Source organism: Candidatus Campbellbacteria bacterium (assembly GCA_024653945.1).
Classification (GTDB): Bacteria; Patescibacteriota; Minisyncoccia; order Phycocordibacterales; family EsbW-18; genus EsbW-18.
In genome coordinates, this window is sequence record JANLIT010000003.1 from 48,505 (window position 1) to 61,971 (window position 13,467).

The following is a 13,467-nucleotide window of genomic DNA, read 5'->3' on the forward strand; positions in this document are numbered from 1 at the left end:
GGGACTATTGACAGTTTCCTGCTTTTGTATATCCGGCCGATTGCGCATCTTTCTCTGACGCATACCACACTTTATTTTCTTCTTTGATTTGCCCAGCCCCAGCACACCACGGAAAATGGTATTTTGTTCCATTCTTGGAAACAACGACTCCCCCTGCCCCACCTCCTATAGACACCTCTGTTTTTTGTGGTTGTATTTTTGTTTCAGTTTTTTCACTCACATACAGAGAAGTTGTCTGTGGGCTCGTAAAAGGCTCTATATCAATCGCTAGAGGACATTGGAGACCTGTATGGGTCATAATCCTACCCAAGTAAAACGACGAGATACCAACGCTTCCGACGACCGCAAATGTAAGCCCTGCACTCACCAAAAACCTCAAGGGACGCTTGTTTTTTTGGACATAGTACGGTATAGTGTTGAGCACTTCAGTAAATAACATTAGAGATATATGGCACATAGAAAAGCCGGTGGAACAGCAAAAAACCTACGAGATTCAAACCCAAAATTCCTTGGTGTAAAGATTGGTGACGGACAAAGCGCCCGCCCAGGAGCTATTATTGTACGCCAGCGAGGTACACGTATTCTCCCAGGAAAGAATGTTGACATGGGAAAGGATCATACACTTTTTGCGCTAAAAGAAGGTGTGGTTAAATTCCGTATGAAACGAGCCGTACGATTTAATGGCGCGTCTCAACGAAAGAAGATTGTAGACGTCCTTGTTAAATAGAAGATAAAATCTCACATTTAAAAAACCACCCGCTTGGGTGGTTTTTGATTGGTATCTCTTTTTATTTTTTGTCAGCTTCAATAGATACAATGAGTGTCGCTTTCGTTTTTCCTGATTGAAGTACTACCTCCGTATCTCCAGCTTTCTTCAGTGGTTCTTCCAACATCAAACACTCTACAGGAATAGACACACCGAGCTGGTTGTATAGTGCCTCAACAACTTTGTCCGGATGGAGTGAACCAAATAAGTGTCCTTTCTCATTTACTTTTTCTTTCAAAACAACCTTTTTCCCATCAATCGCCGTAATATCTTTCTCAAGGGCCTCATCGTGTGCACGATGTTGGGCTCCGAGTTTTGCTTTTTGAAGTTCAATGGACTTGCGTGACGACGCGGTGGCCGCACGAGCACACCCTTGAGGAATAAGAAAATTAATAGCGTATCCTTCAGAAACAGACACAATATCAAACTTTTTTCCTACTTTTGCGACATCTTTGAGTAAAATAACTTCCATATGCCACCAAGCATACTATAAAATATGCTCATTGAATATCTTGACGCGCGCATGTTATTGATAAACAATGCGGGCAGAAGTACCTAGCGCGTACAAACTCATTTGAAAGGGGTGATGCCGGTATGAGCCAGAAACCCAACATAGCAAGCCTTTTTCTCATCCAAAAGCATGAGCGCCGATTTATTTCGGAACTCGGCCCGGTTGGTGAGGAAAAGCTTCTCTGCCAGGTTCTGGTAATTGAAAGTGACGGTGTCAGCGAGGTTCGCTTCCCTTCCACGGGGGAAAAGATCGCTCCATTTGACCTCAAGGGACGAACTGTTGAAGAGGCCGCAAGAGAACTACTTCAGGACGAGGAGAGAACGTATGGTGGGGCAAAGAAGGCAGGCTGAGTACCAACTGCGCGCTATGGGTTTCAAGCCGGCCTTTTTGTCGGAAGACAAGAAGATACCGGCTTTTTTATTCTCAATTATTTTGTATTCAAAATCTGCACCGCTGAATCCATTTGCGGGTCTTTGTCTGCCTGAGCATCTTCAGCAGTCATAGTAACAAGAACATCTGGTGTAAGTCCGCCCTGAGAAATAGATTTACCATTTGGTGTTGTCCATTCTCCGACGGTCAGCTTCAGTGACCCGCCCCCGGCAATTGGAATAAGCTCCTGAACAGACCCTTTTCCAAATGTTTTCTGTCCCACAAGCTTTGCGATACCGTGTTCTTGGAATGCACCCGCAAGAATTTCAGACGCTGATGCTGAACCGCCATCAACAAGCACGACCATATCAAATGTATTTTTCAAGAGACTGTGACCTGTACTTCTATATGCGTCCTCTCCCTTTCCTTGATCAAATCGTTCTCTAACAACGACAGTACCCTCCGGTAAAAAGTAACTTGCAATATCTATTGATGCGTCAAGAAATCCTCCAGGGTTGCCACGCATATCAAGAATAAGTTTGGTACTTTTTGATGCAACAAATGTTTCAAGTGCTTCACGAACTTTTTCGGGCGACTTAGCATCAAAGTTATACAAAGAAATAACAAAAATACCATCAGAACGAAGTACTGTATCAAGTGTTGGTATAGAAATATTTTCGCGTGTAACGGTAACAATTAAAAACTCGTCAACTCCTTCACGGGCGAGTGTTAACACAACATTCGTGCCAATCTCCCCGCGAATGAGTCTAACCACAGCATCTACCGATAACTCCATTGCAGAAGCCCCGTCTACCTCAATAATATTGTCTCCTGCACGAATACCAGCACGCTCAGCGGGTGACCCTTTTAGCGGTGCAATAACAGTAATGGCACCCTCCTTCTCCCCCACCTCCATTCCAACACCTCCAAAACTTCCAAGAATCATATCCTCAAACATTTTTGCATCCTCTGGTGGAAAAAACATACTGTGTGGGTCACCGAGGGAGTCAACGAGACCACCAATTGCTCCCCATACTTTTTCTTGTGCGACTGTTGTTGAAGCGGAAAAATATTTATCATTGACGAGATTCCATACGGACCAAAATTGGTCAAAATCAGCAACCAACGCTTCTGGTGCTTGTGTGTTTGTAACATCCGTCACCCGTGTGCTTGGTAAAACACTATCACGCCCGACATAAAAACCGACTCCTAAAAGAGCCAGCGCACACAAAAAGATGGCAATCTTGTGAACACGAATCATGGTAAGATAATATCACACGCAGTACCATAGATACACAACACATGGCCCTCACCACACATACACACAAAAATCTTACATGGATAGATGTCGTATCTCCCACAACAGATGACGTAGACTCCCTTATTTTTAAATACGGTATTCCCTCCCCCGTGGCAACTGAGCTCCTCGTTAACACGCGACGATCCCGCAGTGATGTGTATGACTCGTGTGTGTATATTGTGCTCCACTTTCCAAAAACAGAACGCGCTGGAAACGCAAAAATGCTCAATGAAATTGATTTTATTATCATGCCCGATGTGCTTATCACCACACGGTACGCGGATGATACTGCACTAGAAACCTTTGCAACATACTTCACAAACGATACTCAACACGTTTCTCTCTCTGAAGTACATGATGTAGGTTCTCTCATGCACGCTATGACAGAAAAACTCTACCAATCATTCGAACTTGACTTAGAACGTATTGGAAAAGCTCTTGAAAGTGTTGAGGGAAAAATATTTTCGGGACAAGAAAAAAAAGTGGTGCACTCACTCTCACTTCTCGGTCGTGAGCTTGCCGATTTTAAAAAAGCGCTTGGCTATCATGGAGAAGCACTTGAGGAAGTTGCGGTGTCTTCATCTGGACAAACACTTCTTGGTGAAGCGTTCAATCGCCATATACGCAGCATTATCGGTGACTATCGACGCATTCGTCACCAAATGGAAGGAGAGGAATCTTTCTTTGAAGAGTTGCGTCAGACCAATAATTCCCTTCTCACTATCAAACAAAATGAGGTCATAAAGACACTCACGGTTATGGCGTTTATTACATTTCCACTCGCTCTGGTTGCCGCTGTTTTTGGTATGAACACTTCCGGCGCACCATTTCTTGGCAGTACATATGATTTTTGGATTATTATCGGCATCATGCTTGTCATCGCTGTGCTGATGTATGTTTTCTTTAAACACAAACGATGGGTTTAATTTCTATGCTGACTTTCTACAACACCCTCACGCGCGAGCAAGAGCCATTTGAAGCATTATCCAAACCACATGTCGGCATGTACAACTGTGGTCCGACGGTGTACGACCGCGTGCATATAGGCAATCTTCGCGCGTATGTGTTTGCAGATACACTTCGTCGTGTTCTCTCTGCAAATGGCTACGACGTACAGCAAGTCATGAACATCACCGACGTCGGTCACCTCTCGTCAGATGCCGATTCTGGTGAAGACAAAATGACGAAAGGTCTTAAGCGCGAAGGTCTTCCAATGACGCTCGTTGGAATGCGCGAATTGGCAGAGAAATATACACGAGCATTTGAAGAAGATTTGGTGTCACTTAATATTTTGCACCCACATGAATTGCCGAGAGCAACCGACAACATTCCCGAACAAATTGACATCATCAAGCGCCTCGAAGAAAAAGGATTTACCTATGTTATTGCGGATGACGGCGTTTATTTTGATACAGAAAAAGACCCCCACTATGGACGACTTGGTGGTCTTACTCCCCTTGGAGACGTTCGCACAGATGCTGAAAGTTCGCAGAAACACGGACCGCGAGATTTTGCATTGTGGAAATTCAATCAAGAGCTCGGTTGGGAGAGTCCGTGGGGTAAGGGGTTTCCAGGCTGGCACATTGAGTGTTCTGCAATGAGTATGAAGTACCTCGGCGAGACATTTGATATTCACACGGGCGGTATTGATCACATTCCTGTCCACCACAATAACGAAATCGCGCAGTCGGAGAATGCGACGGGAAAACCCTTCGCACGTTTTTGGTTGCACAACGCATTTCTCAATATTGATAATGAAAAAATTGCCAAGTCACTTGGCAATGCGATTGTGCTCTCGGCTCTTGTTGAAAAAGGTATTACTCCCCTTGCCTACCGCTACTGGTTGCTCACGGGACACTACAGAAGCGAAATGAATTTTACGATGGACGCACTTTTGGCCGGACAAAATGCGTATCTCAAACTTGTTGAACGTGTCCGAGAACTCGGTGAAGATGTTGGCACGGTGAACGACGAATACTACACACACTTTATGGATGCGGTGAATGATGATTTGGGAACTCCACAGGCAATTGCCGTTTTGTGGGACTTATTTAAAAACGACAGTGTGTCCTCTGCCGACAAAAAAGCAACCATACTTGCTTTTGATACTGTGCTTGGTTTGCAGTTGGATGCAGTTGAATCCGTGTCTATTTCTGCCGATGTACAAAAACTTCTTGACGCGCGTGAACAAGCCCGCATCGCAAAAGATTGGAAGGCCTCAGATGACTTGCGCGCAGATATTGAAAAATTAGGATTTGATGTGAAAGATACGTCTGACGGTCAGAAAATTATTCCAAAGAATGTGTAGGTAAAAGAAAATAAATGAAAAAGGAGAAGGGTTCCCGTAGGTTACCACTCCTCCCCACCTGGCGCCGTTAGGGCGCAAAGGTGTTGTTGGCGGCGCACCGTGACAGTTCCCTAGTGGAACCGCCCGGTGCCGCCGCGCCGGCGATCAGGCCGAAGCGATGCTCAGATAGTCGTGCGAATAAAGCGACGAGTACATCAGGCGCATGTCTTCTCCTCGTTCTTGCTTCGGGTCCATTCCCTCAGCAAGTCCAAGAGTATTATACTCCCCCATCTGGAGTTGTCAAGCCCTCCAAAACCCTTTGTTTTTCAAAAGAAAACCGCCTAATGAAAGCTCGGCTTTCTTAGGCGGTGTTGAGGCGCACCGCCTCCTTCTGTCTACCCTGTCGGAGTTACGGTAAGTTTCGCCGCGACCTCCGTGGGTTTGTTGATGAGGTGGCTCATGTTGGAGCCGGAGTAGAAGGGGCGGTGTTGATTCCTCCGCATCCACCTGGAGAGCTCGTAACACCGTTCCACCATGTCCTTGATGACCATCTCCCGAGAAGGGATGGTTGGCGGTACCCAGTTCTCCATCTTCTCCTTCCACCAGCGAACAAATGCGTTGTAGTTCGAATGCGCCAGGACGGCTTCAACATGCCGTTGCTGGTAAACCTTGACGATTTCCACGGCGGCCTGGCGAAAGATGGTGACGATCTCGTCGACACTCAGTATCTTCCACTCCTGCCCACCCCAGATGGGAACGTTGTGAAAGAAGCCGTTGAAGCGATCGATGACAGGGCGCAGCTGAACCAGTCCGTCGAAATCCACTTCTTCCACTTGGACGACGACGGGTCCCTGCTCGATTTTTTTGTATCCGACATGCAACATGGCACACCTCCCTTGCTGGTAAGTAATGCGTTGTTTCAGAAAATTTCTTCAACGCCCTGAAACAACGCATCACGAGCATCTGAGGCACGTTATACTACATATATATCATAGTTGTCAATCCCCATTCTACCGCCTACTTTCTACCAGCTACAAGCTACTTCTTTGTCCCCAGAATACGCACTCGTACTCCCCTTTTTTGTTCGAATGGGTCATTTCTCTCGTGTGCTACTATGCACCTACAGATACAAAACATGCCAACACAAACACCCACAAAACCAGTTCGCACTCCTCCGCAAGATGTTGAAACAGAGAAAGCACTTCTTGGTTCTATTCTTTTGCGACCTGAAGCAATTCACGAAGTGGTTGATATTCTTTCCGCCGAATCATTCTATGCACACAAACACGGCCTCATTTTTTCCGCCATGTTTGATATCTACAAAAAGGGCGAGCCTGTTGACCTCGTCTCACTTTCGTCTCGCCTCAAAGAATTGAAAGAAATGGATTCCGTCGGCGGTATGAGTTACCTCACCGGACTGGTAGATACCGTGCCGTCGTCAATGAACGCAAAACACTACGCGGAAATTGTGCAGAAAAAACACACGATGCGTCAGCTCATTGAAGCCGCACACCACATTACCGAACTCGGCTTTGCTGAAGAAGAAGAACTTGAAGAACTTCTTGATAAAGCGGAAAAGAGAATTTACGAAATCACCTCCGCACCGAGCAACAAAAAATTCGTCCCAATAGGCGACGTGCTCGGTGAAGCGTTTGAACGTTTGGATAAATTGCAAAAGTCTTCCGGCACACTGCGCGGTGTACCAACGGGCTTCCCCGAGTTGGACCATAAAATCGCCGGACTCCAACAATCAGACCTCATCATTCTCGCCGCACGACCTTCAATGGGAAAGACATCGCTCGCACTTGATATCGCGCGCCACACCGCCATTCGTCACGGCACATCCGTCGGCATCTTCTCTCTTGAAATGAGTGCCCAGCAACTCGTCGACCGCATGCTCGCCGCCGAAGCACAGGTGGACGCGTGGCGTTTGCGCACAGGAAAACTCTCCACGGATGACGAATTTGAACGCATCAGTGAGGCCACCAACAAACTCTCCCAAGCAAAAATATACATTGACGACCAGCCAGGCAACAACATCCTCAAAATGCGCTCTGTCGCACGCCGACTCAAGAGTGAAAAAGGTCTTGACCTCATCATTGTGGACTACCTCCAGCTCATGGTTCCCGCAGGCAAAAACCGCCAGCAAGACAACATGGTGCAACAAGTCACCGAAATATCCCGCTCACTGAAGCAACTCGCCCGCGAATTGGACGTGCCTGTGCTTGCCCTTTCACAACTTTCACGCGCCATTGAACAACGCCGTGGCCGACCACAACTCTCCGACTTGCGTGATTCAGGTTCCATTGAGCAGGACGCCGACTTGGTGATGTTTATTCACAGCGAAGACCGCTACAAAGAAGCCAGTGAGCGCTCCAATATTATGGAACTCATTATCTCCAAGCACCGCAACGGTCCGACGGGCATGCTCGAGCTCTACTTTGATGACAAGAAAGCCACCTTCCGCTCACTTGAACGCCACGGAGTAGACCAATTTGACGCTTCCGCACAGAGCGGTGAAGCAAGCGCGGAGTTTTAATTTATAAAAAATAGTTTTATCAAATGGCAACTAGTTCAACTTTTTTTATCTTAGTGAATGGCTTACAAGATTATAGTGCGGCCATACAAGCTGTGTCTACGGTCATTTTAGCATTGATAACATTAGGTTACGCTTTTTCTACCAAAAGAATGGCCAGTTTAATGGAAAAACAAATGTCTCCGAGTATTTTTATTGAAAACATTATGGCCGGCTCACCATTTATTGAAGACTGGTTTAGAGAAAGACCCGACGAACAACTTGAAAGCACCTTTTTTGAGTTAAAGGTTATTCTCGATGTGCGCAATGAAGGAAATGGTTCAGGAAGTATCTACAAACCAACTTTGACCTTAAGTTCAACTGCACACGATTTTCCTTTCTCTACAAAACTTCGCCCAATTACCATATCTCATGAAACCTATAATCGCAGAACACAGGGGTCAATGGAAACGAGCGAGACGAGAAGCATAGACCACGGCAGTTCAGTTTTTTTGAGTGGTGGGGATTCAAGAAGGCTGGAACTCGAATATCGTTTTATGATTGAAACTAAAGATGAGTGTGATTTTATAAAAAGAGTAAAAAAGAATCCAGAAATAGTAACTTATTCTTTGGTTACTCATGATAACCTAAATAAAGGATACAAAATTCTAGTTACTGATGTTAAAGGAGTGCGTGAGTGTAGTTTAATCTAAAATTTAACAATGAACGCAATATAAAAACTAACTAAGACGTATGGAAAAATATCAAAAAGAACTTGATGTGTGGTTTAAAGAAAAAGGATGGCCATATTGGGAACCACTCGCCATTGTTGCTCGCCTCTTTGAAGAAGGTGGAGAATTTGCACGTCTCGTCAATCATGTCTATGGTCCAAAAAAGAAAAAGTTGGATGAACAAAAACAAGATATGGAAGAGGAACTCGGCGATATTATTTATACACTCATTTGCTTCGCCAATTCACACGACATCAACTTAGACACCGCAATTCGTAAAAGTTTTGATAAGGTAACTGAGAGAGATAAAGAGAGGTATAAAAATTAGAAACAAGAAAACCGCCTGACGAAGCGCGGCTTTCCGTGCTTTGTCAGGCGGCGTGTCGAGAGATTACAGCTCCTTCTTTCCAGCTTGAGCGAACGGGTAGAGTCCCCTCTCGAGACTCGGGAACTCTTTCACCATACCCTCCACAAAAACATCGAGATTCTCATAGACACTCAGGACCTCATCGACATAAAGAGGGTCCATGAGAGTTTCATCGGTTGAAAACACCTGACAACCGAGAGAGCAAGGGGCCTGCGAGCGAACTCCCACAACCATCACGTACTCCCCACGCCGATTTCTGTAAGCACCGAGCGACCAGTGGCAGTTGGAGTTTGTGAATTCCTTCCGCACACCGTCCGGTTTCCAGTTGGTCCGATCACACTCCAAGTGCACCAGTCCGATGATCATCGAAATCAGTTGCAGAATCCTTTTTCGCATCAGGTCGATGTTGGCAGATCCGTGAAGCAACAGTTCGGCGATTCCTATGTCGGACATCCCTGTCCTCCTGTCTCCAGTTTCCCTCTCGGGATTGCTCTCTCGAGCGTTTGCCTATGTACGCAATGTACACAGTTCTAGGGAAATTATATATCTATATTACACTTGTGTCAAGTTACCCCAAATAGCCCTAAAAATCTGCTAAAATGGACATATGAACGCAATCCAAAAACTAGCTGAATACTTTCAAAAGTTCCCTGGGATTGGGCCACGACAAGCAAAACGTTTCGTGCATTTTTTGCTGACGCAAGACAAGGCGTTTGTGAAAAGTTTGTCCGAGCGCATTGAAGAACTCCAGGCATCTATTTCACGCTGTAGCCAGTGCCACCGTTTTTTTGACGCCGATGGTTACGCCGAAGTGTGCGATATCTGCTCCTCACCAAACCGTGATACGCACTTGCTCATGGTCGTAGAAAAAGATGCTGACTTAGACGCCATTGAAAAAACACACGCATACAACGGCCACTACTTTGTCATCGGAGGCACCGTTCCCCTTCTTGAAAGCACTCCCTCAAACCTCAAGACAGAAGAGCTCACCAAGTATGTGCAGAAAAATATTAAAAACCTCAAAGAAATTATTATTGCCACAGGAGCACATCCTGAAGGTGAGATGACCGCCGATCACGTGAAGTCACTTCTCTCCCCTATCACCACTGAAAACGGCATTACCATTTCTATGCTTGGACGAGGACTTTCTACAGGAACAGAACTTGAATACTCCGACGCCGACACCATTAAAAGCGCATTTACAAATAGAAGATAGTTCTAAGAATAGATCAGAAGGAAAAGAAAAAAGATAATTGGAACGGAAAGCCAGCGCAGAAAAACCTTCCTCTTCTCCTCACGTGTCAAATCTTTATTCCAAGTGCGTATAGTCTTCACTAACAGAGCAATAGAAAACCCCGCACTACAGAAAGCTCCGATATCAGGAACTATATAAGAAGAGAAACCGGCTAGCATCCCAAGAAGAGTCGTGGTTGCGAAAGCGGCCAGTGTTATCAGTATCATTCCTATCCTAAAAAGAAACCCCTTTACAAGAATCTGACGACCAAACATACTCCACAGCCCAACAATTACGAGAGCTGCACCAACAAACGACATGAGGTTAGATTCAAAGAGATACTTGTTGTTGGCACGAAGGATGAGAAGGGTGGTACCGGCTATGATAATAATCAGCGACACCACTATGCGTGGTGTAGAAAAAAATAACTTTTTATTCTCCTTATCCAACTTTTCCATATATCTAGTATAGTTTACCTTTCATATACAAACAATTCCCGTTTCCGGGAATTGTTTAAACTTTCTTGATTGTTACCTTTGAAAATGGCTGGCGGTGTCCGCGCTTTTTGTAGTATCGGCTTTTTGCTTTGTATTTAATAACCACAATCTTTCGTCCACGTCCTTGTGTATCAACAGTTGCCTCAATTTTGGCACCTGCGATGTATGGAGCTCCGAGTGTTGTAGTAGAACCATCGTCCGTGAGCACAACCTTATCAAATACAACCTTCCCTCCTGCGTCTACAGGAAGTTTTTCGGTTACTATTGACTTGTCGTCAGAAACGAGGTATTGCTTTCCGCCTGTTTCAATTACTGCAAATGTCATAGATGTGTAGTATACATGCTCTGGGGGCGATTACAAGTATGTAAAACAACATTTTGTAATCCAAACGGTTTAATATATATAAAATTTTTTAACCATATCAAACCATTGACTTTTTTTGTTTTTGCTGTACCATCGCACACAGACACAGATGTTCCTATCAACCCGTCTTCAAAAAGGAGAACGTCATGACGGTAGTCGGCGTGATTGTGTACTGTTTCATCGGGTTGGTCCTCGCAGTCCCCTACTGTCTTTTGGCAGGATGGAGCCCTGAGAGTCTCCCCGCCGTAGCAACCTTCGGGCCAGCATTTCTGCTCATCTGGCTCCTGTTCGGAGTAACCTCAGGAGTCGTGGTGCCAAACAGCAATCGAAAGTGGTTGCCTGTTCGATTTCATTGGCGTGGTTCCCGAAGTAAGTCAACCGCCCCCAGAAGCGTGTTCTGGATATGGACCGCCTACGGCCTCCTTCCCATCTTAGTGCACTGGAGTTCGATGCTTCTCGGAAAAATGGGCTACAGCGAGATTGCTTTACTGCTCAATGCCAATCGCTACATGAGCATCGTCTACGTTTTTCTTGGTGGTCTCGTGGTAGCTTGTCTGCTCATAGTTGCCTTCGGGGTTTGGGAGGGGTTGAAAAACGCCCGGACGTGGGTGCTACACCATGTGCCGTGGCGAGTTAGTCACTAGGAACCGGTTCTCGTCGAGTCCTTCACGAAAGGAGTTTTACACAAACTCTATCGTGTGGGACTCTTTTCGTATCCCCGTGTTCGTTGCAAGTATCGATACTTGTGCCAGATGAGCAATGCCACTATTTTATCTCAAGTCAGACCAACAAAAAAACATCCCCAGAACACTGTTCTGGGGGTACTACCGGGGTTCGTCTTGTGTCTATTTACAAACGGACAACAGCCTGAATGCGCTGGGATTCACCGTAACGGGAGGAGGGGGTGGTTCCTCCGCGGCGTTGATGAAGACCCTGTTCTCATCGGCGAAGAACCGTAGAAGTCTCTTCCAGTCCGATGGGGGTCCAGTCACAAGGAAGAGCTTCCAGAGAACATTCCTGTTGCCCACGTCGCTGAAGACGATGTCCCCGAGATACCGGTGCACGCCATCTTCGCACTCGTACCAGAAGTATGCTCCGTTCAACCCCTCCGGCTTCACCGAGCCGACAAGCAGGTTCTTGCCGATGCGCATCAGCGAGGCCATCTTAATGGCGGTCTCACTCACATCAACACGAACGTGTTCGCCACTGACCAGTCGGACGGTCTTCACTTGGGCTTTCCTACCTTTTTTCATGGTCTGTTCCTTCCTGAAAAGGCTGACGGGACTCGTCTGCCTGTTTGTTTTCTATTTTTGATTATGCACTTTTCTATTTAAAAGTCAATTACTTGGAGTTCAGTGTGTCTATTTTTGACGCAAGGATAAAGTCGTTCACGGACAAACCGTCGACAGCGTGCGTCCAGAGCGAGAGCTCAACAACATTATAGAAAATAGAAATGTCTGGGTGATGGCCTTCTTTTTCTGCAATAGGCATAATCGCATTTACAAAAGCAACCGATTCAGGAAATGTTTTGAACTGAAACTTTTTGTAAAGCCGTCCCTCTTTCAACGACCATGTTGGAACAAGAAGAAGATTTTTTGCAATTCCCTCCTCACTCATGGGTGGCATACCACCTTCACACGGCACACAGTGTTGTTGTGATAGTTCCATAGAATGGTTTACAGAATTATCGTTGTGGCAATAATGGCGAGAAATACAACAAGCCATCCGAGTGTTGCACAAAATAATATAAATGCCTCGCGTTTCATTCCATCCAGATACAAGAGTATTGGTTTACCTAACACAAGCCCGCCAGTTATGGATGCTGAAACAACAAAGAGTAAAAGCATGAAAATAGGGAGAGCAAAACCAGCCACGTTATCAATTCCTTGAGTATTGAATCCAAGCCACGCAATTCCAGACACATAGATACATACTCCGCCGGCATTCATAAAACTTCTCAGAAGATAGTTTGATGTTTTCATACGATTTCACAAAATCGCGTCGCGCAATTGTTGATTCTGCAGAATCATGTCACGTACTGTCCATTAAAACGTGACCTAAAGCGCGACGTATATTGTGATGGTTATGGTTAGGTTTAGTGTAGCACCTTGAAACCACCCTGTCCTGAGCAATTTTCAAGTGTCTGAGCCCATGTCTAAAAATGATATACTGGCATCATATACATAACCCACACACCATGAGTACATCAGCACAAACATTGGACAGTTTGAGAAAAGCGCTGGAGGAAGAGGGGCGTGAACTAAAAAGAAAACAGGAAAAATATAAAGAAAAACAAGGTGACGTGGCAAGTAAAAAAAGGATGTACGAAAGCAAACAGGCATCTGCCGATGAAAAACTAGCAGAAGCAAATAAATTAAAAAGGGAATTTGAAGAAGCAGAAGCGGATGCCAACTCTCTTCAGGATGAAATTATGGTTCTTGAACAACAAAGAGAAGCGGATGCAGAAAGATTGAGCGAAATGCAAAAAGAATTGGAAAAAGCGATTAAGACCGGAAAATAGTTTTT

At 45.5% G+C, this 13,467-nt stretch carries 20 protein-coding genes; 10 read left to right on the top strand and 10 right to left on the bottom strand.

Going from position 1 to position 13,467, the window contains the following annotated elements; genetic code table 11:
• Positions 1-4 precede the first annotated feature (4 nt).
• Entirely contained in the window at positions 5-439 is a 435-nt protein-coding gene (locus NUW02_02000) for a hypothetical protein (GenBank protein ID MCR4274801.1), read from the bottom strand.
• 9 nt (positions 440-448) lie between these two features.
• Here NUW02_02000 and rpmA point away from each other — a divergent pair, with 9 nt between their 5' ends.
• Positions 449-727, top strand: a complete 279-nt coding sequence (gene rpmA / locus NUW02_02005) for a 50S ribosomal protein L27 (GenBank protein ID MCR4274802.1) — start codon at positions 449-451, stop codon at positions 725-727.
• Positions 728-788: 61 nt separating this feature from the next.
• On the opposite strand, the gene rplI is transcribed toward rpmA, so the two are convergent.
• Complete coding sequence (gene rplI, locus NUW02_02010; GenBank protein ID MCR4274803.1) at positions 789-1,238, bottom strand: 50S ribosomal protein L9; 450 nt, start codon at positions 1,236-1,238, stop codon at positions 789-791.
• A gap of 122 nt (positions 1,239-1,360) precedes the next feature.
• Here rplI and NUW02_02015 point away from each other — a divergent pair, with 122 nt between their 5' ends.
• Complete coding sequence (locus NUW02_02015) at positions 1,361-1,627, top strand: hypothetical protein (GenBank protein ID MCR4274804.1); 267 nt, start codon at positions 1,361-1,363, stop codon at positions 1,625-1,627.
• 77 nt (positions 1,628-1,704) lie between these two features.
• On the opposite strand, the gene NUW02_02020 is transcribed toward NUW02_02015, so the two are convergent.
• Positions 1,705-2,907, bottom strand: coding sequence for a S41 family peptidase (locus tag NUW02_02020; GenBank protein ID MCR4274805.1), 1,203 nt, complete (start codon positions 2,905-2,907; stop codon positions 1,705-1,707).
• A 41-nt stretch (positions 2,908-2,948) separates the two neighbouring features.
• Between NUW02_02020 and NUW02_02025 the strand changes: the two genes are divergently transcribed.
• Positions 2,949-3,872, top strand: a complete 924-nt coding sequence (locus tag NUW02_02025) for a CorA family divalent cation transporter (protein ID MCR4274806.1) — start codon at positions 2,949-2,951, stop codon at positions 3,870-3,872.
• Between the two features lie 5 nt (positions 3,873-3,877).
• A complete protein-coding gene (gene cysS / locus NUW02_02030) occupies positions 3,878-5,254 on the top strand; it encodes a cysteine--tRNA ligase (GenBank protein MCR4274807.1) in 1,377 nt (458 codons plus the stop codon).
• A gap of 374 nt (positions 5,255-5,628) precedes the next feature.
• Here cysS and NUW02_02035 read toward each other — a convergent pair whose 3' ends face one another.
• Positions 5,629-6,117, bottom strand: a complete 489-nt coding sequence (locus NUW02_02035) for a hypothetical protein (protein ID MCR4274808.1) — start codon at positions 6,115-6,117, stop codon at positions 5,629-5,631.
• Between the two features lie 251 nt (positions 6,118-6,368).
• Between NUW02_02035 and dnaB the strand changes: the two genes are divergently transcribed.
• From dnaB to NUW02_02050, 3 genes are read left to right on the top strand one after another with little or no spacing between them, the layout of a single operon-like run.
• On the top strand, positions 6,369-7,772 hold the full coding sequence (gene dnaB / locus NUW02_02040) for a replicative DNA helicase (GenBank protein MCR4274809.1): 1,404 nt from the start codon (positions 6,369-6,371) through the stop codon (positions 7,770-7,772).
• Between the two features lie 23 nt (positions 7,773-7,795).
• Entirely contained in the window at positions 7,796-8,461 is a 666-nt protein-coding gene (locus tag NUW02_02045; GenBank protein MCR4274810.1) for a hypothetical protein, read from the top strand.
• Positions 8,462-8,501: 40 nt separating this feature from the next.
• A complete protein-coding gene (locus tag NUW02_02050; GenBank protein ID MCR4274811.1) occupies positions 8,502-8,807 on the top strand; it encodes a nucleotide pyrophosphohydrolase in 306 nt (101 codons plus the stop codon).
• 63 nt (positions 8,808-8,870) lie between these two features.
• On the opposite strand, the gene NUW02_02055 is transcribed toward NUW02_02050, so the two are convergent.
• A complete protein-coding gene (locus tag NUW02_02055) occupies positions 8,871-9,299 on the bottom strand; it encodes a hypothetical protein (protein MCR4274812.1) in 429 nt (142 codons plus the stop codon).
• A 154-nt stretch (positions 9,300-9,453) separates the two neighbouring features.
• Between NUW02_02055 and NUW02_02060 the strand changes: the two genes are divergently transcribed.
• Entirely contained in the window at positions 9,454-10,062 is a 609-nt protein-coding gene (locus NUW02_02060; protein MCR4274813.1) for a recombination protein RecR, read from the top strand.
• A gap of 2 nt (positions 10,063-10,064) precedes the next feature.
• Here NUW02_02060 and NUW02_02065 read toward each other — a convergent pair whose 3' ends face one another.
• A complete protein-coding gene (locus NUW02_02065) occupies positions 10,065-10,538 on the bottom strand; it encodes a hypothetical protein (GenBank protein ID MCR4274814.1) in 474 nt (157 codons plus the stop codon).
• 55 nt (positions 10,539-10,593) lie between these two features.
• Positions 10,594-10,902 carry a 50S ribosomal protein L21 gene (rplU, locus tag NUW02_02070; protein ID MCR4274815.1) on the bottom strand — a complete coding sequence of 103 codons (309 nt, stop codon included), beginning with the start codon at positions 10,900-10,902 and terminating at the stop codon, positions 10,594-10,596.
• Positions 10,903-11,087: 185 nt separating this feature from the next.
• On the opposite strand from rplU, the gene NUW02_02075 reads away from it, so the two are divergent.
• Positions 11,088-11,585, top strand: coding sequence for a hypothetical protein (locus NUW02_02075; protein ID MCR4274816.1), 498 nt, complete (start codon positions 11,088-11,090; stop codon positions 11,583-11,585).
• Between the two features lie 201 nt (positions 11,586-11,786).
• Here NUW02_02075 and NUW02_02080 read toward each other — a convergent pair whose 3' ends face one another.
• From NUW02_02080 to NUW02_02090, 3 genes are all read right to left on the bottom strand, one after another.
• A complete protein-coding gene (locus tag NUW02_02080) occupies positions 11,787-12,194 on the bottom strand; it encodes a hypothetical protein (protein ID MCR4274817.1) in 408 nt (135 codons plus the stop codon).
• Between the two features lie 88 nt (positions 12,195-12,282).
• Complete coding sequence (locus tag NUW02_02085; protein MCR4274818.1) at positions 12,283-12,609, bottom strand: 4a-hydroxytetrahydrobiopterin dehydratase; 327 nt, start codon at positions 12,607-12,609, stop codon at positions 12,283-12,285.
• Between the two features lie 8 nt (positions 12,610-12,617).
• A complete protein-coding gene (locus tag NUW02_02090; GenBank protein ID MCR4274819.1) occupies positions 12,618-12,923 on the bottom strand; it encodes a hypothetical protein in 306 nt (101 codons plus the stop codon).
• Positions 12,924-13,138: 215 nt separating this feature from the next.
• On the opposite strand from NUW02_02090, the gene NUW02_02095 reads away from it, so the two are divergent.
• The gene (locus NUW02_02095; GenBank protein MCR4274820.1) at positions 13,139-13,462 is read left to right on the top strand and encodes a hypothetical protein; all 324 of its coding nucleotides are present in this window, start codon (positions 13,139-13,141) and stop codon (positions 13,460-13,462) included.
• The last annotated feature ends 5 nt before the right edge of the window (positions 13,463-13,467 follow it).

Excerpts from the sequence above, each read along its gene's own strand:
- NUW02_02095 (MCR4274820.1), top strand. The coding sequence starts at position 13,139 with ATGAGTACATCAGCACAAACATTGGACAGTTTGAGAAAAGCGCTGGAG.
- rplI (MCR4274803.1), bottom strand. The coding sequence starts at position 1,238 with ATGGAAGTTATTTTACTCAAAGATGTCGCAAAAGTAGGAAAAAAGTTT.
- rplU (MCR4274815.1), bottom strand. The coding sequence starts at position 10,902 with ATGACATTTGCAGTAATTGAAACAGGCGGAAAGCAATACCTCGTTTCT.
- NUW02_02080 (MCR4274817.1), bottom strand. The coding sequence starts at position 12,194 with ATGAAAAAAGGTAGGAAAGCCCAAGTGAAGACCGTCCGACTGGTCAGT.
- NUW02_02015 (MCR4274804.1), top strand. The coding sequence starts at position 1,361 with ATGAGCCAGAAACCCAACATAGCAAGCCTTTTTCTCATCCAAAAGCAT.
- NUW02_02055 (MCR4274812.1), bottom strand. The coding sequence starts at position 9,299 with ATGTCCGACATAGGAATCGCCGAACTGTTGCTTCACGGATCTGCCAAC.
- dnaB (MCR4274809.1), top strand. The coding sequence starts at position 6,369 with ATGCCAACACAAACACCCACAAAACCAGTTCGCACTCCTCCGCAAGAT.
- NUW02_02000 (MCR4274801.1), bottom strand. The coding sequence starts at position 439 with ATGTTATTTACTGAAGTGCTCAACACTATACCGTACTATGTCCAAAAA.
- NUW02_02090 (MCR4274819.1), bottom strand. The coding sequence starts at position 12,923 with ATGAAAACATCAAACTATCTTCTGAGAAGTTTTATGAATGCCGGCGGA.
- NUW02_02075 (MCR4274816.1), top strand. The coding sequence starts at position 11,088 with ATGACGGTAGTCGGCGTGATTGTGTACTGTTTCATCGGGTTGGTCCTC.
- cysS (MCR4274807.1), top strand. The coding sequence starts at position 3,878 with ATGCTGACTTTCTACAACACCCTCACGCGCGAGCAAGAGCCATTTGAA.
- rpmA (MCR4274802.1), top strand. The coding sequence starts at position 449 with ATGGCACATAGAAAAGCCGGTGGAACAGCAAAAAACCTACGAGATTCA.
- NUW02_02035 (MCR4274808.1), bottom strand. The coding sequence starts at position 6,117 with ATGTTGCATGTCGGATACAAAAAAATCGAGCAGGGACCCGTCGTCGTC.
- NUW02_02060 (MCR4274813.1), top strand. The coding sequence starts at position 9,454 with ATGAACGCAATCCAAAAACTAGCTGAATACTTTCAAAAGTTCCCTGGG.
- NUW02_02050 (MCR4274811.1), top strand. The coding sequence starts at position 8,502 with ATGGAAAAATATCAAAAAGAACTTGATGTGTGGTTTAAAGAAAAAGGA.
- NUW02_02025 (MCR4274806.1), top strand. The coding sequence starts at position 2,949 with ATGGCCCTCACCACACATACACACAAAAATCTTACATGGATAGATGTC.
- NUW02_02085 (MCR4274818.1), bottom strand. The coding sequence starts at position 12,609 with ATGGAACTATCACAACAACACTGTGTGCCGTGTGAAGGTGGTATGCCA.
- NUW02_02020 (MCR4274805.1), bottom strand. The coding sequence starts at position 2,907 with ATGATTCGTGTTCACAAGATTGCCATCTTTTTGTGTGCGCTGGCTCTT.
- NUW02_02045 (MCR4274810.1), top strand. The coding sequence starts at position 7,796 with ATGGCAACTAGTTCAACTTTTTTTATCTTAGTGAATGGCTTACAAGAT.
- NUW02_02065 (MCR4274814.1), bottom strand. The coding sequence starts at position 10,538 with ATGGAAAAGTTGGATAAGGAGAATAAAAAGTTATTTTTTTCTACACCA.